Origin of the sequence: Priestia sp. RMT2NF4 (assembly GCF_047872835.1) — a bacterium.
Lineage (GTDB): Bacteria > Bacillota > Bacilli > Bacillales > Bacillaceae_H > Priestia > Priestia zanthoxyli.
This window is the reverse complement of record NZ_JBLQZO010000004.1, coordinates 248,901-268,785: the sequence shown is the minus strand read 5'-3', so window position 1 is coordinate 268,785 and position 19,885 is coordinate 248,901. Positions and strand designations below refer to the sequence as shown.

Below are 19,885 nucleotides of genomic sequence, written 5' to 3'. Positions count from 1 at the left end.
GGAGCACTCCGCGTTTTATTGTTTCACATCTATTAAATCTATAAAAAATTTTCCGTTGTCGTAGCTGCAATATGAAATCTTGTCTAAGTTTGAATGCCCCAGTTTCTCTAACTCCTGCCTTAACCATTCCGTTGTTTTATGTTCATGCAACAGATGCTCTTCTTGAATAACGCCGTCAATGATAAAAGGCAAATTCAAATTGCCTTTTTTACCTGATTGCTGATCTTTTTCAAACACGGATAGCCTTCCTGAAGATTCTAAAATAGCAAATTCAACATCAGCTACATTTTTTATATTTTTATCTCGCAGCTGCACAAGCAAATCATTGAAGTTATATCGCTGCCTTTTCATTTCATGTTCATTTATTTTTCCATTTTCAATGATAATACTAGGTTTACCATCAATAAAATTTCGCATTCGATTGCTTTTAAGAGACCATATAGCTAAACCAATTTGAATAATAAGAAGCGTTAACATCGGAAGAATTGAATACAGCAAAGGATCTTTTGGGTTTTCAATAGCCATTACTGCCATTTCAGCAATCATAATAAAGACAACTAAATCCAAAATGCTCAGCTCTCCTATTTCCCTTTTGCCCATAACGCGAAAAATAATTAAAACTACTACATACAAAAGCACGGTTCGCGCAACCATGATTAATAGTTCCACTGCAAAGACCTCCTTTATGTATTCCCTTGTAGTTTGTACCATTTATTTTAAAATAGCCTTACTTTTATGCGTCTATTTTGAAGTCATCCCGAATATGCTCGTACTAAGGGTTCACCTATCTTTTTATTTCATGAGGGGGAAACAAGTTGGGTGCAAAACGAATGAGCAACGCTGTATTTGCAGGGGTAGCAACAATCTTAGTGATGGCTTTAGCGATTAGCATTATCTTTTCGCTTATTTTAAAATTCACATCGCTTGAAGAACAGTCCGTACGTTTATTTTTACTTATTCTCTCATTTATTACACTGTTTATCGGAGGATTTATCGCAGGAGGACGAAACGGTTCAAAGGGACTGCTTGTTGGAGGAGCCACTGGTATTTCTTATTCTTTTTTAATGTTTTTGCTGCAATTCCTCGGCTATAGTCACCTGTTTTCTGCACAGCAGCTTTTATTTCACGCTGGGTTTATTGGAGTCGCTATTCTCGGGGGAATTGTTGGCGTAAACATTTCCGGTTCACGAGAAGCATAAAAAAACGTCACGTACATGTACGTGACGTTTTTTTATTAATCTACGCTTCTTACTTCACGAATAGCATTGCGGTCAAATGTTAATTTTGAACCGTCAGTGCTGCGAACCACAACTTGTGACTCATCGATTGCTTCTACCAAACCGTGCATACCGCCAATTGTAACAATCTTATCACCTTTTTTAAGTGCTGATTGCATTTGCTGTACGTTTTTTTGACGTTTTTGCTGTGGACGGATTAACAAGAAATAGAAAATGACAAACATTAAAAGTAATGGCCAAATATTTTGTAAAACACCCATGAAAACTCCTCCTTTTATTTATATTATCAACAGGTACTCATTCATAAATTTGATGAAAATTCCTGTAGTGACCTAGAAATTCTTTGCGTCTGGGCCGTTAAACCCATATTTTTCAAAGAACTCATCGCGGAAATCGCCAAGTCGGTCTTCGCGAATGGCTTCACGGACTTGCTCCATTAAGTTTAGCAGAAAATATAAGTTATGGTAAGATGTTAAACGAATTCCAAACGTTTCATTACAGCGAATTAAGTGGCGAATATACGCTCTTGAATAATTTTGACATGTGTAGCAGTCACAGTTTGGATCAATCGGACCGAAGTCTTCTGCATATTTGGCATTTTTAACAACAAGACGACCTTCACTTGTCATAAGCGTTCCGTTACGTGCAATACGCGTTGGTAATACGCAGTCAAACATGTCAATCCCGCGAATTGCCCCATCAATTAACGAGTCAGGTGATCCTACTCCCATTAAATAACGAGGTTTGTCAGTTGGCAAGTATGGCGTCGTAAATTCTAGCACACGATTCATCACATCTTTTGGTTCTCCAACTGACAGGCCTCCCACAGCATAACCTGGGAAGTCCATTGATACTAAATCAGCTGCACTTTGACGACGTAAATCTTCAAACTCTCCGCCTTGAACAATTCCAAAAAGACCTTGGTCTTGAGGGCGGCTGTGAGCCTCAAGGCATCGCTCTGCCCATCGGCTAGTACGCTCTACTGAACGTTTTAAGTAGTCATACTCTGCTGGATAAGGAGGGCATTCATCAAATGCCATCATAATATCAGATCCAAGCGCATTTTGAATGTCCATCGCTTTTTCTGGAGATAGGAAAAGCTTGTCTCCATTCAAATGGTTGCGGAAATGAACGCCTTCTTCTTCAATACGGCGCAAATCGCTTAAACTAAAAACTTGGAAGCCGCCTGAATCTGTTAAGATAGGACGATCCCAGTTCATAAATTTATGCAGACCACCTGCTTTTTTAACAATTTCATGACCTGGACGAAGCCATAAATGGTACGTATTACTTAAAATAATGCCTGCCCCCATTGCTTTTAAATCTTCCGGAGACATTGTTTTTACTGTAGCTAATGTGCCTACTGGCATAAAAATAGGCGTTTCAAATGAACCATGAGGCGTGTGGACAATACCTAAACGCGCTCCTGTTTGTTTACAAGTTTTTATATGTTCGTAACGAATTGCTGTCATTGATGTATTCCTTTCATGTTAAATTACACGATTAGCATCGCGTCGCCGAAGCTGAAAAAGCGATACTTCTCTGCTACAGCTTGTTCATAGGCAGAAATGACGTTTTCTCTTCCTGCTAAGGCACTTACAAGCATAATGAGCGTAGATTTTGGAAGATGGAAGTTTGTAATCATTCCATCAATTGCTTTAAATTCATACCCTGGGAAAATAAAAATATTGGTCCAGCCTGAAGAAGCAACAAATTTTCCGTTATGCTCAGTTGCAATTGTTTCAAGAGTACGGGTAGAAGTTGTACCTACTGAAATAATGCGTCCGCCTTTTTCGCGTACGCTGTTTAGTAAAGCCGCGGTTCCTTCACTCACTTGATAAAACTCTGCGTGCATATCGTGCTCTTCTAAGTCGTCAACGCTGACTGGACGGAACGTACCTAATCCGACATGAAGCGTTAAAAATGCAATATGCACACCTTTTGTTTTTAACTGTTCAAGCATCTCTTCTGTAAAGTGAAGACCTGCTGTTGGCGCTGCTGCAGAACCTTGCTCACGGGCAAAAACCGTTTGATAGCGCTCTTGATCATCCAAACGTTCTTTAATATAAGGCGGCAGCGGCATTTCTCCTAACTGTTCAAGCACCTCATAAAAGATGCCTTCATAGTTGAATTCTAGCAAACGTCCGCCTTGATCGCTCGTTTCTTTGCATACAGCAGTCAGACGTCCGTCACCAAACGAAATAACCGTTCCTTCTTTTACTCTCTTAGCCGGTTTTACAAGCGTCTCCCACGTATCGCCTTGTGTTTGTTTTAAAAGCAATACTTCAATATTAGCACCTGTATCTTCTTTTGTGCCAAATAAACGTGCAGGAAGAACACGCGTATCGTTTAACACTAAACAATCTCCTTCTTGCACATAATCAAGAAGGTCATGAAACATATGATGTTTCACATTTCCTGTTTCTTTGTTTAATACCATGAGTCTTGATGCATCTCGCTGCTCAAGTGGTGTTTGTGCAATCAATTCTTCTGGTAAATGAAAATCAAATAAATCTACTTTCAAAATGTTCACCTGTTTCTACTTAATTATTTAAACCTGCCAATTACATAAAAAATAAGTGATAACACAACGCTTACTAGGATACATGTCACAATCGGGAAATAAAAGGTTGTATTTCCTTTTTTAATAAAAATATCGCCAGGAAGCTTGCCAACGAACTGCCATAACAGCCCAATGACTACTAAAATGCCTCCTAATGTGATCAGCATCTTAGGCATATCATTCACTGATCAGGCACCTCCAGCTGAAAATGATCATAAACCAAAGGAGTCACAATTCGTCCTCGAGGCGTTCGCTGCAAAAAGCCAATTTGTAGTAAATAAGGCTCGTATACATCTTCAATCGTGTGAGATTCTTCACCAATAGTAGCTGATATTGTATCTAAGCCTACAGGCCCGCCTCTAAATTTTTCAATAATCCCTCTTAATAATTTATGGTCAATATGATCAAGACCTAAACGGTCCACCTGTAACATTTCTAATGCTTCAGTAGCAAGGGTTTCAGTTATAGCTCCGTCTCCTTTTACCTGGGCAAAATCTCTGACTCTTCGAAGCAAGCGATTCGCAATACGTGGAGTTCCCCTAGCACGCCTAGCCATCTCAAACGTCGCTTTCTGATCAATCTCTACATCTAAAATAGCTGCTGTTCTTTCTACTATCGAAGCAAGATCTTCTTCTTGATAGTATTCCAAACGGCTTAAAACGCCGAAGCGATCACGTAAAGGAGAAGATAAAAGCCCTGCTCTTGTTGTTGCACCTACTAGCGTAAACGGAGGCAAATCAAGACGGACAGAACGTGCACTCGGCCCTTTTCCAATCACAATGTCCAAACAGAAGTCTTCCATTGCTGGGTACAGTACTTCTTCAACAGAACGATTTAATCGATGAATTTCATCAATAAAAAGCACATCTCCAGGCTCTAAGCTGGTTAAAACCGCGGCTAAGTCGCCTGGACGCTCAATGGCTGGCCCTGAGGTCGTTCGGATTTGCACGCCCATTTCATTAGCGATAATAGTGGCAAGGGTTGTTTTACCTAATCCTGGAGGACCATATAAGAGCACGTGATCTAACGTTTCGCTTCGCATTTTGGCAGCTTTAATAAAAATGTCAAGATGGGATTTTACTTTATGCTGACCAATATACTGCTGTAAGGTTTGCGGCCGCAAACTTTGCTCGATGATTTCTTCTTCACCAAGAACATCTCCCGTTACAATACGATCGTCCATTTTACTCCTCCCTTACTTATTGTTTCAATAATCGTTTTAGCGCTTCTTTAATATACTGATCTGTTGTCATCGTTTCCTTCATTAAAGCTGGAACAATTTTTTTGATTTCTCTTTCTGCGTAACCTAATACTTTAAGTGCTTCAATCGCTTCATCGAGTGCTTCTGAACTTTGAGATTTGACTTCTTGTGCGTCCAAATCTGCAAATAAAGAAGGAACGGCATCTGGTACAATATCATGCAGCTTTCCTTTTAAATCTAGAATCATCTGTCGAGCTGTTTTTTTACCTACTCCTGGAAACTTAACTAAAAACTTCTCGTCTTCCTCCTCCACAGCTTGGACAACCTGCGCTGGATTACCTGACGCTAAAATAGCTAAACCGCCTTTTGGGCCGATTCCTGACACGCTAATTAACTTCATAAATAAATCCTTTTGTTCTCGCGAAGCAAACCCGTAAAGTGCAATTACGTCTTCTCTTACATATTGATAGGTGTAAACCGTTTTTGGTTGTTCATCAATTGAAAACACGTATGGATTCGGCGTAAAGACCTGATAGCCTATTCCGTTGTTTTCAATTACTATATACTCAGGATTTATATATGTAACCGTGCCTTTGATATAATCAAACAATAAGCTCTCTCCTTACTCACGTACGCGCGGGCAGTGACCTTCCATCTTACCTATGAAGAGTCCTGCCCGCATCGTTCTCTATTTTCCTTTACAGTTCCTTTTAAAAAGACGTTCAAGAGAACGTTCGCCTCTTTTCATCTTTCTCAACCCACTTTTACAATAGCTGTAAAAAATAGAACCGCCCACTTTTATTGATGAATGACCTTTTAAGTTATATACAATACTAGACTGCTGAATACCATTTTAACATATCGCCAAAAGCAAATAGAAGCAATTTAGAATGTTGAATTCAATAATTATTTTACCATACTAAAAAACGGCTGCTTGATCGAAAGCGGCCGCTGCTGGAGCTGATAGATTTTATAGAAATTAATGAGGGAAAGATATTCATCTTTTGATTGAACGCGAATACCTTTCTTTAATTGTTCATGCTGATAGCTTTCAAGCCTTTTGATGTCAATTTGAAAAAACGACTGTATAATGTGCTGCGACGAAGCTGGCTTGCCTTCAAATGCTGAGAGAATACCGTTAACAGAAAGCCCTACGTAGCCGTTGTCTTTTAAAATAGGTGAAATATCGTCTATGCTTGTTCTAAAAACTAGCTCTCGATCGGTTTCTTTAAGCAGTCGCCAATTTTTATATTTTTTCATTAATTGTTTTTTTGTCATAGAAGGGCTTTTGATCATCTCTTGACTTACGACTCCATCCACATACACGCGCTCAAGAAATAATGTCATCGGCTCCTTTTCATTCGCATCTGCACGGTATGGCATTATACAAAGCACAATACTTACTAGCATTAAAAAAGCTGCTTGATGAATGACTTTCTTCACTCACCTTCACCTCACACGTTAATCATACTCTTTTTAGTATTATCTAAAAAGGTTTTGTGAAAATCTACACTAATAGTTTGACCTACTTATTTTCTTTTATCCTCTTATTTTATGAAGCGAATCCTTTTCACGATATTATGTTAAGAAAACATGGAGTATTTGTTACATTTGCACACTATTTGTAAAATTTTCTCTTAAACGTTTTAATTAAATTTTCGCAGGGTATGTACATAGTGGAAGTAATTGTAAGGACTTCTATTATCTATTTTCATAAAAAAGGGAGCTGAAGTAATGAGAATGAATAAACGTGTAGTCGGAACTTTTTTTTCAGAAAAAGAAGCTTTAGATGTTATCCATAATTTAAAACGTCAAGGTTATCGAGAAACAGACATCATGGTCATTTCTAATAGTAAAAGCAATACATTTCAAATAGGTCATGATACAAATGTAATTATTGAAGCTGGTTCGCCTGCCGTAAGTTCATTAGCTGGCGTCATGATGGATAACTTTTTTACCATGATGACAGGCGGCATGGGGCTCAAACAAGGAAGCGGCTTGAAATCAAAATTAATCCGCATGGGCATCCCAGACATCTCAGCCGTGCAGTGCGAGACAGATGTAGCTGCTGGTAAAATTCTAATTTTGATAGATGCCGTAAGCTCTGAACAAACTCCAGCGTACGGAACCTATACGGAACACAACGAGCATAGAGCTGTCCAACTGCGTGAAGAAAAATTAGATGTCTTAAAAGAACGCGTTCAAGTAGGTGAAGTAAAACTCCACAAAAAAGTAATAGAGGAAGAAAGAACTGTACACGTTCCTGTTACAAGAGAAGAGTTTTATATTGAACGCCGCCCTGTAATTGACGGAGACTATAACGCTGGCCCACTTACAGAAGATGAAATTATTCGTGTTCCAATCATGGAAGAACGAGTAGAAATAACCAAAAGACCAGTTATTGTTGAAGAAGTAATTATAGGAAAAAAACTTATTCAAGAAACAAAAGAATGGACTGAAACGATTAAGAAAGAAGAAGCAAGCGTAGAACCTGATGGACTCGCGAGCCCTGAAGTATACGAAAATATGATGAACTATACAGACCATACTTACGCTCAAGTTTCTGCAGCTCTAGCAAGCGACGTGGAAGCTGAATACGAAAATAGTCAGACAACTAACAACGAGAAGCCAAACACACAAGCTAATAAGACAAGCTCTTCTGCAAAAAATGTTAAAAATACAAAGAGTGTCGCTACGGCACCAGCAGATACGAAAAAAAGAGAAGGTCGCCTCAAACAAAACGAAACTAACGCTCAAAATGAAGAAGCGGAATCTAAAACAACAAACAAATCTGCTTCTAACAAGAAAAATTAATAGTTACATGTTCGAGGAATAGCTGCCTGGCTTCAATGGCAGCTTTTTTATATGTATTCTCATCAAAAAAACAGCCGCCCTTCACAGACAGCTGCTTCTTCATTTAACGATGTTTATGATTGACATTCTCATCGACTGATTCAAATAGACCATTGAAATTAGTTTGAATCGTATTTCGGTCTTTTCCATTTCGAATATCGTCATCAAGAGAACGAGCATTCATAAATACATCGTGATCTACTTTTACTTGAACATTGTAGTCCTTCGCAATAGGCTTTACTTTATCGAGCACATTTTGTCTTAAACGGCCGTTATTTATGTCTTTGGCAGGATCCACAGCAACTAATAGCTGATCTCCACGGACAACGGCGCGACTATTTTCTACACCTTTAACGCTTGCAGCTCGATCAGCCACTTTTTCCGTAAAGTCTCTTGGATAATCTTCACCGTAATACATATTAGCCACGCCATTTGTACGATCATTTGTATTATTGATGTTTCCATAAGGGTTTGTCGGATTGTCAAAACGTCCATCACTTACGTTTAACGGATAATTAGGTGTTCCATTCCCATCTAAAACTTCAGTCATTGGACCTTTCGGATTATCTACGCGATGTTCATTCGCTTTTTCATTTGTATGATACCCAACAGGCTGTGTCGTATCTGTATAGCGTTGTTCCATACCTTGGTCTTTGTTATTGCAAGCGCCAAGTCCCATCATACATGCAAAAGCTAAAGAAGTTGCTACATACCTATTCAACATAATCGCCCCCTAATTTAAGCTCTATTTACTCTGAGCTTACTATTAGGATTAAAAGACAAGCCGTTTCTTATTCGATGAAGTGTTTATAAACTCTTTACATGTCATGTAGGTTTTGTAAGTGCTGGTAAATCACTCGATAAAACCGTGTACGCTGTGACCATTCTTCAACTGATTGCTGCATTAACCTTTGACGGGTTGCCCATGATAAAGCAGAGGGGTTTATATTCCAGTTTCTCATCAGCATCGATGGAAATAGCAAAGAAGCAAGAAAAAAACGCTGCTTGCTTAATTCTTTTATTTTCGAGTGTTGAAGTAGTTCTTTCATCGACCACTGGACGTAAGGCAAAAAGCGCTGGGCCAGCTGAACATAGTCATAAAGAGCAGGAGCTTTAGCCGCTAAGTCAAAATCAATCATAACAATACCCAAGTGGTTTGTTTTCAAGAAATTATGTGAAGCAACATCACCATGAATAATGGAATAGTTCAACCCTCTATCTTTGAAGCGCTCCATTAAGACTAAAGCTTTTTCTCCCCAAGTCACAATATCTTTATATACATGAAATTGATTAAATTCTCTAAATATGTGTGATGCTTCTTGAAAAGAAGAAAGCCGCTTTTTCCATTTTAAAATAAGATCATACTCAGAAAGCTTTGTATACGCGGCTATTTTCTTTTTATGAACTTCTCCATGATAGCGGCTCAATGCTTGTAATACTTCTTCTCGATCCTGAAAACTTTCATACGTTACCTCTTTTACTTGCTTAACAAAGGGCATCATCGCCCAATACAAATGACGGTCCTTTATATAAAGTTCACCTTGTGGGTAAGCTTCGAAATTAACAGCGTACCCTTGTTGAATCTGAGATAAAAAATGATAAACATGTTCAATTTTACCTTTATCTCTGTAAGCTTTTATTACTTTTTTTCCTTTATTCGTATCCGCTATGATGACATGAGGCTTTTTCATACGGTAAGCCTCAACTTGAATATCTCTTTTTTTCAAATAGAGAAAGAGACGATTTAAATTAAAATCGTCTCGTGTATAATAATCAATCCTCATCTTCGTCGTACTCATCATATTCTGGAATACTAAATGCATTTGGGTCAAACGCAGGATACGGAGGTACACCAATCATGCCATATGGGGCTGGATAGGATGCCCTTGGGTCCTGAAAGCCATAAGGTACCTGCTGCTGGTACTGTGGATAAGGCTGCTGTGGTGCATAGTCGTCAGGTCGTGGTTCACCGCAGCCGCAGTCTCCTTGCTGCTGTGGCGCATAGTGCTGCCCATAATGGTAAGGCGCGTTTCCAAAACCTTCGGAAGAACTTTCATAATGGCCACCTGTCATAGCTCCTTGCACTTGTGGATACATCGGTGCTTGATGATAGGCCGGATAAACGGGCTGCTGATATCCCCATGGAGGCGGACAAGGAGAACATTGTACCGGTCCATAGCAGCTGTGTGGCATCATTGGATACATTGGCATCGGTGCCATGTGAGCGCCCATTGCATGTTCTTCAAACGATTCGTTTTCATAACCGTGATGATACATTGGAGCCTGTTGATACATTGGCATTGGATATGGCTGCGGTGCATACATTGGCGGATGACACGGCATATAATTAAATCCGCAGCCTGGCATCACAGGCGATATTGGCATGATTGGGTAACATGGCATTTGAGGAGGCATTTCTATACTCTCCATCTCAGGACTTTCTGGCGATTCATGCTTGGGTAGTTCTTTTGGTGCTTCTTTTTTTGGAGCCTGCATCGCCATATTAACTGTGTAATAATTGTTAATATCAATCTCAGGTGCAATTGGCTTTAATTTAGGAAGCTTTGGCGCAACTGGCATTTCTTTTTTAGGCTGAACAATTGGTGCTTCTTTTTTAGGCTGGGCGACCGGCGCTTCTTTCTTTGGCTGCGCAATCGGCGCTTCCTTTTTCGGTTGAGCAATCGGTGCTTCTTTTTTAGGCTGGGCAATTGGTGCTTCTTTTATCGGTTGCATAAACGGTGTCTGAGCAGGCTGATTAGCTGACTTTTTCTCATCTGGACTTTCATCAATTTCCGTTACTGGATAAGCTTTTGTGGATTGGTCACTATAAGGGTGTTGAACTTTAGGCATTTCTTTTATCCCAGGTGAAGGAGCTCCTTCTTTTTGAACAGGCACTCCGCTTGTCGGCACTTTAATTTTCATTCCAGGCATGATCATATCTGGATTGCTTAATTGAGAATTCGCTTTTTTTAACTCTTCAAAATTAACCCCATACTTTTCAGCGATTTTCCAAAGGGTATCCCCTTTTTGAACGATATGGATTTTCAACGTCATTCCCCTCCCGAGTAGAGTCTCTGCCATCTATATGTGCAAAATCAAAGTAAGTTCTGTTTGTTTATCACAAGATATGCCTTGAACCATTTTTTTATTCATTTTGCCCACAGTTTGGTTCAAGTTTTTATGATAAAGAAAAAAAGACTTATCAACACAAACAATATGTCAATAAGTCTTCTTTTAGACCTTCTTTGTTTAATTGTCTTAAAAATCTTTATGCTCGTTCTAACATATTCGTTAGGGCTTTGATAGCACCTTCTGCTGTATGTTTATCCACCTTGATTTGATTTACTTCTTTTCCTTCTTCGATGCTTTCTAAAGCCCACAGCAAGTGAGGCAAATCAATTCGGTTCATCGTCAAACAAGGACACATATAGGGATTAAGTGAAACAATTTCTTTATCCGGATGACTATTGATAATCCGTTTCACTAAGTTCATTTCCGTGCCAATGGCCCATTTAGAGCCTGAAGGAGCTTGTTCAATTGTATCAATAATATATTTTGTAGAACCTGCATAATCTGATTTTTGCACCACTTCATGGGAACACTCTGGATGAACAATAATATTCATCCTAGGCTGCTTCTCGCGTAAATAATCAATATTTTTAACCGTGAAATTTTCGTGCACAGAACAGTGACCTTTCCATAGAATCACCTTGATGTTGTTTATATCGCCTTCATATTCAAGCATTTCTTCAATAGGATTCCAAATGGCCATTTCATCTAGTCCAACACCTAAATCATAAGCTGTGTTTCTGCCCAAATGCTGATCTGGTAAAAAGAGAATGCGCTCTTTTTTAGAAAATGCCCACTCCACCATATTTTTTGCATTTGAAGATGTTACTGTTGCACCATCATGTTCGCCTACAAAAGATTTAATTGCAGCTGTAGAATTTACATACGTAAGCGGAATAATCGTATCTCCGAAAAGATCCTGCAAGACAGGCCATGCCTTTTCTGTTTGCTGAATAGTAGCCATATCAGCCATTGAACAGCCAGCTCGCATATCGGGTAAAATGACTTTTTGGTTTTCATCTGTTAAAATATCAGCTGTTTCTGCCATGAAGTGAACGCCGCAAAACACAATATGCTCAGCTTCTCTATTTTCAGCCGCTATTTGAGCCAGCTGTAAGGAGTCTCCTACCGCATCTGCAAACTCGTACACTTCGTCTTTTTGATAATGGTGGCCGAGCAGAAACAATTTGCTTCCGAGTTTTTTCTTGATTTCTAATACGCTTCTTTTCATTTCATTTTCTGTGAGCTCCGTATATTTAGCGGGCAGCGTTTGCTGCTGAAGCGTTTGTAATAAACTCATCATTTTCTGTTCCCCTTTCTGTTAATAAGTCCAAGCTGATATCGATAGACCCTGCTGAATGCGTTAAAGCTCCAAGTGAAATATAGTCCACTCCGCTGTCTCTAAAAGAATGGAGCGTGCCAAGCGTAATTCCACCGGATGCTTCTGTGACAATATGAGCAGGAACCAGCGGTATCCAATCTTTAATGACTTCTGGAGAACAGTTATCGAACATAATGACATCTGCTCCTGCCTCTATTGCTTCTAGCAATTGACTTTTATTTTCAATTTCTACTTCCACCTTAACCATATGTCCAAGCTGCTCTCTTACTCTCACAACAGCGTCTAGAATAGATCCTGCATGTGCAATATGGTTATCTTTTAACATGACGCCATCGTACAAGCCAAAACGATGATTATAACCTCCTCCAGCACGAACGGCATACTTCTCTAACATTCGCAGACCAGGCGTTGTTTTTCGCGTGTCACATATGCGGGTATGTGAGCTGCCAAGCATCGCTACGGCTTTGTGCGTCATAGTGGCAATGCCGCTCATTCTTTGAAGTAAGTTTAAAATTACCCGTTCACCGGTCAAAATAGATCGCACGGATCCTGAAACGGCAGCTATTTTATCTCCAGGCTTAAGAACATCTCCATCTTTTTTTTCGAAATCCACTTTCACATTAGGGTCTATTAAATGAAATCCTTCTTTAATCAATTCCACTCCTGCGATAATACCTGATTGCTTTGCCGTAAACACAGCCTTCCCTTGGTCAGACGGAGAAAAAATAGCTTCACAAGTTATATCTCCATCTCCAATGTCTTCTATAAAAAAAGACTGCAACAGTGTTTGTAATTTCAACGTGTTCATTATGCTACCTCACCTTTCTTTTTAGATTTCCTTGCTTATAAAATCAATGATTGTTTTGTTGAAGCGGCAGACTGCTTAATAATTCGCTTATGCTCCCACTCTTGCTTTTCATGTGGAAAGTCACTTCGGTAATGACCTCCTCTACTTTCTTTTCTTGCAAGAGAGGACTCGGCAATAAGCAGACCTGCAGTTAGCATATTGCAGATGGTTGCAGCTTCCCTCGAATATATAACTTCTTGATCAAGAGGTATTCCATCCAAATAATTTGTGAATTCATGCACAATGGTAGCCAATTCGTTTTCATGACGAATGATTCCTACACAATCCATCATTTTATGCTGAATTTGTCTTGTGGCAGGCAGTATTTTAGGCATGCCTTTATAGACGTAACGAACGGGAGTATAACGAGATACCGTTCTCGCTTTATGTAAAATATGACGCCCTGCCCGTTTTCCGAATACAAGACACTCTAACAATGAATTGCTTGCTAGACGATTTGCTCCATGAACGCCTGTAGAAGAAACTTCCCCCACGGCATACAATCCTTCAACACTTGTTTGTCCGTAAGCATCTACTTCAATTCCACCCATTAAAAAATGTGCGCCCGGAGTAACAGGTATTCGTTTTTTGTCCAATTGAATTTTATACTTTCGACACAGTGCCGTAATCGTAGGAAATTTTTGTTCAAAATGAGCCACTTTTTCAATGTCTAAAAATACGGATCTTCCTTTTTTCATTTCATTAAAAATCGTCCTTGCTACAACATCTCGCGGTGCTAAATCCTTAAAGAGATGAACGCCTTCCATTATGCGTTCATTCCATTCATTTACCAGTACACCACCTTCACCTCGAACCGCTTCGGATACTAGACCTTTCGCTTCCTTTTGATACAAAAGGGTCGGATGAAACTGAACAAATTCTAAGTCCGCTAATTTTGCTCCAGCCCTGTACGCAAGCGCTAGCCCATCTCCTGTCGCAAGCGGCTGGTTAGATGTATGCTTGTACAAAGCGCCGATTCCTCCGGTAGCAATAATGGTTTGGCGAGCATAATATATAGTAATTTTGTTGTTTTCACCTTGTCCGATAGCACCTCTACACGTTCCATCTACAGTTACTAAATGCTGAATCATTTCGTTTTCAATCACTGTAATATATGGCAGTACTTCTTTTTTCAAAAAAGCGAACAGCGCTTGTCCTGTTGCATCCCCACCTGCATGCAAAATACGATTGACACGATGGGCTCCTTCTTTTCCAAAATGCAGCGTACCATCTGGATTTTTATCAAACTTCATTCCTTTATGAATCAATTCATTTACTACAGCCGCACCTTCTTCCACTAAAGTGCGTACCGCTTGTTCATTGCAATGCTTATTGCCCGCAATCAACGTATCATAGAGATGTTCACTCCAGTGATCGCTGCTTCCAATAGCAGCTGCTACTCCGCCTTGAGCAAGAACTGAGTTATTGCGGTCAATTTTCCCTTTCGTTACCATTACAACTCTGTTATGACGACACAGTTCATAAGCTGCAGAAAACGCTGCTAATCCGCTTCCAATAATTAAAACATCCGTCTCTAACATTTTACACCTCTTTATTTACATGTGTCTTGACACCTATATTTACATATTATTAAATGAAAGACAAGAAGTTTTTTTATCGGGGGGAGAAAATGATTTATCTGGACTATGCAGCAACAACGCCAATGAGACAAGAAGCAATTGAGGTATATACTGAAGCGGCAACGAGCTATTACGGAAATTCCAGCAGTCTTCACACACTTGGAACACAAGCAGAGAATCTGCTTACACTATGCAGAAAAAAATTAAGCCTGTTAGTAAATTGCCGAGAGGATGATCTTTTTTTTACAAGCGGGGGAACAGAAGCTAATTACTTAGCTATTCACTCTCTTTTAAAAGGAAACACTAGCAAACGAAAACATTTGGTTACAACGAAGCTTGAACATTCTTCAGTTCTTCATACGTTGCAGCAGCTTGAAAAAGAAGACTTTTCCTTATCTTACGTACCTGTAGATCAAAACGGCGTTGTGTCTGTAGACGACTTAAAGAAGACGATTCGACCTGACACTGTGCTAGTAGCCATTCAGCATATCAATCATGAGCTCGGTACAATTCAGCCAGTTGAGGATATTGGCCATTTTTTATCTAAAAAAGAAATTCTCTTTCACTGTGATTGTGTTCAATCTTTCGGTAAGCTTCCTATTGATGTTAAAAAGCTGAAAGCTGATAGCATCTCAGTTTCTAGTCATAAAATTTACGGACCAAAAGGTGTAGGAATGGTATACATGAATTCAAGTTCTTCTTGGAAGCCTATTTATCATAAAGCAACTCATGAAAAAGGCTTTCGCCCTGGGACTGTAAATACCACAGGCATTGCTGCCTTTACTGCAGCAGCTGAATGCGCATATAAAGAAATGAAGACCGCCAGAAGCCATTATGAGCGCTTAAAATCGTACTTACTGGAAAAACTAGAATCTCTTGCTCCTTTTATAGAGGTAGAAGGCCTTGGGAACTCTCATTTTCCTGGAATTATTGGACTGACATTTTCAAACATACAGGGTCAATATGTTATGTTACAATGTAATCGTCACGGAATTGCTATATCTACGGGAAGTGCCTGCCATGTAAATCAGCAGGAACCATTAGCTTCTTTACTTGCGATTGGCAAATCGACTGCGAATGCTAAGAACTTTGTACGTCTTTCATTTAGTCAACATTCAACGTTTAAGCATATTGATCGACTCATATCCGTTTTTCATTTATTACAGCAAGAATTTATGACAGTGTAAAAGGAGGGATTAAAGGTGCCAGGAACTCAAAAAAAAATTCTTGGAGAAGAAAGAAGAGAACTTATTCTACAATGGTTACAAACAGAGAATAAACCAATGACGGGCAGTGAGCTTTCGAAAAGAACAAACGTTAGCCGCCAAGTCATTGTACAAGATATTTCGCTGCTTAAAGCTAAAAATGAGCCCATTATCGCAACAAGCCAAGGATATATTTATATTCAAAATCCATCTCAAACTACCGTGCATCAGCGAATTATTGCCTGTCAGCATACGCCAGAAGATGCTGAAAAGGAGCTTCTCCTGCTTGTTGACCACGGCGTTCTCGTAAAAAATGTAACCGTTGAACACCCTGTGTATGGTGAATTAACGGCTTCCGTTATGATTCAAACCCGAAAAGAAGTAGAAACGTTCATAAAAAAAATTCAAGAAACAAACGCAACTTATTTATCTCAGTTAACAGAGGGGATTCACCTTCATACGATTGAAGCAGATACAATTGAAAAACTGAATGCTGCCTGCTTAGCTCTTGAAGCGGAAGGTTATTTAGTTTCGAATGAGTAAAAAGGTGTTATAACAAAAAAAATCCCGCTTTAAAGCGGGATTTCTGTTTCAAGTAGTGTATGAGGATAGCTTCCTAACAGCTCTACGCTACAGCCTAGTGCCTCAAGTTCAGCCATAGCCCCAGGAATTAATACTTCATCCATTTTTTGTTCAATATCAACGATAAAGAAATAGTTTCCAAGCCCTGTTTTCATGGGACGGGATTCAATTTTAGACAGATTTAGCTTACGCCAAGAGAAAGCTGAAAGCACTTGATGAAGCGCTCCTGCCTGATCAGATGGAAGTGTAATCATTAACGTTGTCTTGCACCCGTTTCCAGCTAAAAATGGCACCTCTTGCCCTCCATCTTTATGCAAAATAACAAATCTTGTTGTATTATGATCATAATCATGAATGTTCGGGCAAGCAATATGTAATCCATATTCACGGGCTGCTAATCCATTCGCAATAGCTCCAATATTAAGCTCAGGGTGTTCGCTTACATATTTAGCAGCAAACGCCGTTGATGTCATCTCTTCTACTGCAGTTGACGTACATTCTCCGTGTAAAAATTTATGACACTGCGCAATTGCATGAGGATGAGAATAAATCGTTTCAATGTTTTTCCACTGTTCTGCATGAGATGGATGAACCATTAAATGCTGACGAATTGGAAGCACAATTTCTCCAACAATCGGCAGACGACGTTCGTGAATGAGATAATCAAGTGTTAAATTTACAGATCCTTCAAGTGCATTTTCTAACGGTACAATTCCATACTCAATTTCTCCTTTATCCACTGCATCAATGCATGCTGGAATTGTTTTGTATGGAATATGGTCGTGCTGTTTAAATACGCCTTGGACGGCCACATGTGTAAATGTTGCCTTTGGTCCTAAATATCCTACTTTCCCCACAATCATGCCTCTCCTTATCTATATCTGTTTACCATTATGCCCCTGAACCAAGCACGTCCACTTTATCTACAAACTCTAAGCTTTTCAGTCTTCGCAGCATTTCATTTAACTCAACACTCATACTTGCTGTATCTAATGAAAGAGTTACGTTGGCACGCCCTTGTAAAGGGATGGTTTGGTGAATTGTTAGCACATTGCATCCTGATGATGCAACGGTGCTCAATAAATGTGATAAAGTTCCTGATCGATCTTCAATATGAAAAAACAGTGAAATAATGCGCTGTTTGACAACCGTCTGAAACGGAAAGACCGTGTCGCGGTACTTATAAAAAGCACTGCGACTCAAGTCTACGGCTTGTACAGCATCTGCTACCGACTCAGCTTTTCCCCGTTCAATTAACAGCTTCGCATCCAATGTTTTTTTCATCGCTTCTGGTAATACATCTTCGCGAACTAAATAAAACTGCTTATCGCTCTTATGCAAGTAAAGCCCCTCCCCTTATCCTATGAACAACAATTAGTCGATAAATTCAAATTCATATTCAAACAGCTTTACAATGTCGCCATCTTTTGCTCCTCGTTCACGAAGGGCTTCATCGACGCCCATGCCTCGAAGCTGGCGCGCGAATCGACGAACTGATTCTTCACGTGAGAAGTCAGTCATCTTGAATAATTTTTCGATTTTTTCACCGCTTAATACGTATGAGCCATCGCTATCACGCGTAATAACAAATTCCACTTCTTTCTTTTCATGCTTGTACAGTACGCGGTGCATAGATAGATCTTCCTCTTCTTGCATTGGGAATTCCGGCGTAGTTTCTACAAGATCAGCTACTGTAAATAACAGTTCGCGGATTCCATCACGCGTTGCCGCAGAAATTGGAAAGATTTTCACTTCGTCCCCTACTTTTTCTTTGAATGCAGCTAAATTCTCTTCGGCTTGCGGGATATCCATTTTATTTGCTACCACTACTTGCGGACGTTCCGTTAAACGCATATTATACTGACGCAGCTCTTCATTAATAGTTAAGTAATCTTCATATGGATCACGGCCTTCTAAACCTGACATATCGATTACATGGACAATCACGCGGGTACGTTCAATGTGACGTAAAAACTGATGACCTAATCCTACACCTTCATGTGCACCTTCGATTAGCCCTGGTAAATCTGCCATCACAAAACTGCGATTATCTTCTGTCTCAACTACTCCCAAATTCGGATTAATTGTTGTAAAATGATATTCAGCAATTTTTGGCTTTGCAGCAGACGTTACGGATAATAACGTTGACTTTCCAACACTTGGGAAACCAACTAATCCTACATCGGCTAATACTTTTAATTCAAGAATGACATTTCTCTCTTTACCTGGCTCTCCATTTTCTGAAAGCTCCGGTGCTGGATTTGCAGGTGTAGCAAAACGCGTATTCCCACGCCCTCCGCGTCCACCTTTAGCAATCACTGCACGCTGGCCGTGCTCAACTAAATCAGCAATCGTTTCGTTCGTATCTTCATCCAACACAACGGTACCTGGTGGAACTTTTACAATCATCGGCTCAGCGTTACGTCCGTGCTGTCCTTTTGACATTCCATGTTCACCACGGCTTGCTTTAAAGTGACGCTTATAGCGGAAATCCATCAGCGTACGTAATCCTTCTTCTACTTCAAAAATGACATCTGCACCGTGACCACCGTCACCACCTGCAGGACCTCCTTTTGGTACGTACTTTTCGCGACGGAAGGCAACCATTCCATTTCCTCCGTCGCCACCTTTTACATATACCTTGACCTGATCTACAAACATTTCTTTTTCACTCCGTTCTATATCTTAGCTCTTGCCATAGCAAAAGCGCTTTTAACTTATTGTGAGCATAAGGCTAAATTCATCTTCAGACATATGCTGTTCAACCAATGCAACTCCTTGAGCGCACTCATAACATTGTAGCTTGTTTTGTAGCTTCTGTATATCTGTTAGTATTCCACTAAAGTCAAAAAAGAAACGAATTCCCCGTTCTTCAATGCATACTGAAATACTCAAATAGTTTTCTGCATGATAATCAACATATTTTTCGAGTGCTTCTGTCAAATAGCAACACCAGTTGTATACGAACTCATCGTATTGTGATAAATCCTTCAATTCTCCAAGCACTTCCACATCTAAGCGAACAGCATGGTTATTCCAATGATAGGTCATAACAAAGCCCGCAAACAGTCGCATATTGATGTTTGTTAACTTGGATTCATGTTTGGATTCATTTACAATTTCTTCAATGATTTCATTCGCTCGATCAAGCCGATTCAACGCTAGATTGCCTTTGATTAATTGCAGCTTATTTAACCAATCATGCCGCGCGTATCTTAATACCTCTACGACATCCCATTCTTTTTCCATCTTAGCACTCCTAACTTTGACTCGAGCATAAGTATTTCACAACGCTGACAAACATCTCGTATCAATCTTCTTAGATATGTTCGATTATAACAAATTCCAATGGGTAATAGGTGAAATATTCTACAAAAAGAAAACTCTAACCTACTTGGGTTAGAG

General features: G+C 39.6%; 22 protein-coding genes. 4 read left to right on the top strand and 18 right to left on the bottom strand.

Annotated features, from left to right (window positions below; translation table 11 throughout):
- Positions 1-15 precede the first annotated feature (15 nt).
- Positions 16-669: a DUF421 domain-containing protein gene (locus ACMX9J_RS18900; RefSeq protein ID WP_028411694.1), complete on the bottom strand. Its 654-nt coding sequence runs from the start codon at positions 667-669 to the stop codon at positions 16-18.
- 146 nt (positions 670-815) lie between these two features.
- Here ACMX9J_RS18900 and ACMX9J_RS18895 point away from each other — a divergent pair, with 146 nt between their 5' ends.
- On the top strand, positions 816-1,199 hold the full coding sequence (locus tag ACMX9J_RS18895; RefSeq protein WP_034265495.1) for a TIGR04086 family membrane protein: 384 nt from the start codon (positions 816-818) through the stop codon (positions 1,197-1,199).
- Between the two features lie 35 nt (positions 1,200-1,234).
- Here the strand turns inward: ACMX9J_RS18895 and yajC are convergent, their stop codons facing one another.
- The 7 genes from yajC to ACMX9J_RS18860 form a co-directional block, all read right to left on the bottom strand.
- Positions 1,235-1,498 carry a preprotein translocase subunit YajC gene (gene yajC, locus ACMX9J_RS18890; RefSeq protein ID WP_028411695.1) on the bottom strand — a complete coding sequence of 88 codons (264 nt, stop codon included), beginning with the start codon at positions 1,496-1,498 and terminating at the stop codon, positions 1,235-1,237.
- A gap of 72 nt (positions 1,499-1,570) precedes the next feature.
- Positions 1,571-2,710, bottom strand: coding sequence for a tRNA guanosine(34) transglycosylase Tgt (gene tgt / locus ACMX9J_RS18885; RefSeq protein ID WP_013059317.1), 1,140 nt, complete (start codon positions 2,708-2,710; stop codon positions 1,571-1,573).
- Between the two features lie 23 nt (positions 2,711-2,733).
- Entirely contained in the window at positions 2,734-3,762 is a 1,029-nt protein-coding gene (gene queA / locus ACMX9J_RS18880; RefSeq protein ID WP_028411696.1) for a tRNA preQ1(34) S-adenosylmethionine ribosyltransferase-isomerase QueA, read from the bottom strand.
- 23 nt (positions 3,763-3,785) lie between these two features.
- Positions 3,786-3,986, bottom strand: coding sequence for a DUF2905 domain-containing protein (locus ACMX9J_RS18875; protein WP_028411697.1), 201 nt, complete (start codon positions 3,984-3,986; stop codon positions 3,786-3,788).
- Entirely contained in the window at positions 3,983-4,984 is a 1,002-nt protein-coding gene (gene ruvB, locus ACMX9J_RS18870; protein ID WP_028411698.1) for a Holliday junction branch migration DNA helicase RuvB, read from the bottom strand. The genes ACMX9J_RS18875 and ruvB overlap by 4 nt, the downstream gene beginning before the upstream one ends.
- Positions 4,985-5,000: 16 nt before the next feature.
- Positions 5,001-5,612, bottom strand: a complete 612-nt coding sequence (gene ruvA / locus ACMX9J_RS18865) for a Holliday junction branch migration protein RuvA (RefSeq protein ID WP_028411699.1) — start codon at positions 5,610-5,612, stop codon at positions 5,001-5,003.
- Between the two features lie 296 nt (positions 5,613-5,908).
- A complete protein-coding gene (locus ACMX9J_RS18860) occupies positions 5,909-6,445 on the bottom strand; it encodes a BofC C-terminal domain-containing protein (RefSeq protein ID WP_028411700.1) in 537 nt (178 codons plus the stop codon).
- A 291-nt stretch (positions 6,446-6,736) separates the two neighbouring features.
- On the opposite strand from ACMX9J_RS18860, the gene ACMX9J_RS18855 reads away from it, so the two are divergent.
- Positions 6,737-7,816 (top strand): YsnF/AvaK domain-containing protein, encoded by a 1,080-nt coding sequence (locus tag ACMX9J_RS18855; RefSeq protein WP_028411701.1) that lies wholly within the window; start codon positions 6,737-6,739, stop codon positions 7,814-7,816.
- Positions 7,817-7,919: 103 nt separating this feature from the next.
- Here ACMX9J_RS18855 and ACMX9J_RS18850 read toward each other — a convergent pair whose 3' ends face one another.
- The 6 genes from ACMX9J_RS18850 to nadB all read right to left on the bottom strand — a co-directional run bounded on the left by ACMX9J_RS18850 (position 7,920) and on the right by nadB (position 14,654).
- Positions 7,920-8,579, bottom strand: a complete 660-nt coding sequence (locus ACMX9J_RS18850) for a YhcN/YlaJ family sporulation lipoprotein (protein ID WP_033579658.1) — start codon at positions 8,577-8,579, stop codon at positions 7,920-7,922.
- A gap of 94 nt (positions 8,580-8,673) precedes the next feature.
- Positions 8,674-9,639 (bottom strand): phosphotransferase, encoded by a 966-nt coding sequence (locus tag ACMX9J_RS18845; RefSeq protein WP_230624656.1) that lies wholly within the window; start codon positions 9,637-9,639, stop codon positions 8,674-8,676.
- Positions 9,629-10,903 carry a SafA/ExsA family spore coat assembly protein gene (gene safA / locus ACMX9J_RS18840; protein WP_416226093.1) on the bottom strand — a complete coding sequence of 425 codons (1,275 nt, stop codon included), beginning with the start codon at positions 10,901-10,903 and terminating at the stop codon, positions 9,629-9,631. The genes ACMX9J_RS18845 and safA overlap by 11 nt, the downstream gene beginning before the upstream one ends.
- Positions 10,904-11,123: 220 nt before the next feature.
- Positions 11,124-12,224 carry a quinolinate synthase NadA gene (nadA, locus tag ACMX9J_RS18835; RefSeq protein WP_416226109.1) on the bottom strand — a complete coding sequence of 367 codons (1,101 nt, stop codon included), beginning with the start codon at positions 12,222-12,224 and terminating at the stop codon, positions 11,124-11,126.
- On the bottom strand, positions 12,181-13,074 hold the full coding sequence (gene nadC, locus ACMX9J_RS18830; RefSeq protein WP_165635124.1) for a carboxylating nicotinate-nucleotide diphosphorylase: 894 nt from the start codon (positions 13,072-13,074) through the stop codon (positions 12,181-12,183). The genes nadA and nadC overlap by 44 nt, the downstream gene beginning before the upstream one ends.
- A gap of 35 nt (positions 13,075-13,109) precedes the next feature.
- The gene (gene nadB, locus ACMX9J_RS18825) at positions 13,110-14,654 is read right to left on the bottom strand and encodes an L-aspartate oxidase (protein WP_028411707.1); all 1,545 of its coding nucleotides are present in this window, start codon (positions 14,652-14,654) and stop codon (positions 13,110-13,112) included.
- Positions 14,655-14,743: 89 nt separating this feature from the next.
- On the opposite strand from nadB, the gene ACMX9J_RS18820 reads away from it, so the two are divergent.
- Together ACMX9J_RS18820 and ACMX9J_RS18815 are read left to right on the top strand one after the other, a co-directional pair.
- Positions 14,744-15,880, top strand: a complete 1,137-nt coding sequence (locus ACMX9J_RS18820; protein ID WP_257041496.1) for an IscS subfamily cysteine desulfurase — start codon at positions 14,744-14,746, stop codon at positions 15,878-15,880.
- Between the two features lie 15 nt (positions 15,881-15,895).
- The gene (locus tag ACMX9J_RS18815; protein ID WP_028411709.1) at positions 15,896-16,441 is read left to right on the top strand and encodes a transcription repressor NadR; all 546 of its coding nucleotides are present in this window, start codon (positions 15,896-15,898) and stop codon (positions 16,439-16,441) included.
- Between the two features lie 29 nt (positions 16,442-16,470).
- On the opposite strand, the gene pheA is transcribed toward ACMX9J_RS18815, so the two are convergent.
- The 4 genes from pheA to ACMX9J_RS18795 are packed head-to-tail and all read right to left on the bottom strand — an operon-like array spanning position 16,471 to position 19,729.
- Positions 16,471-17,343: a prephenate dehydratase gene (pheA, locus tag ACMX9J_RS18810; protein WP_028411710.1), complete on the bottom strand. Its 873-nt coding sequence runs from the start codon at positions 17,341-17,343 to the stop codon at positions 16,471-16,473.
- A gap of 28 nt (positions 17,344-17,371) precedes the next feature.
- Positions 17,372-17,821, bottom strand: a complete 450-nt coding sequence (locus ACMX9J_RS18805) for an ACT domain-containing protein (protein ID WP_028411711.1) — start codon at positions 17,819-17,821, stop codon at positions 17,372-17,374.
- A 33-nt stretch (positions 17,822-17,854) separates the two neighbouring features.
- A complete protein-coding gene (gene obgE, locus ACMX9J_RS18800) occupies positions 17,855-19,141 on the bottom strand; it encodes a GTPase ObgE (protein ID WP_028411712.1) in 1,287 nt (428 codons plus the stop codon).
- 51 nt (positions 19,142-19,192) lie between these two features.
- Entirely contained in the window at positions 19,193-19,729 is a 537-nt protein-coding gene (locus ACMX9J_RS18795) for a Spo0B C-terminal domain-containing protein (protein ID WP_029320103.1), read from the bottom strand.
- Between the last annotated feature and the right edge of the window lie 156 nt (positions 19,730-19,885).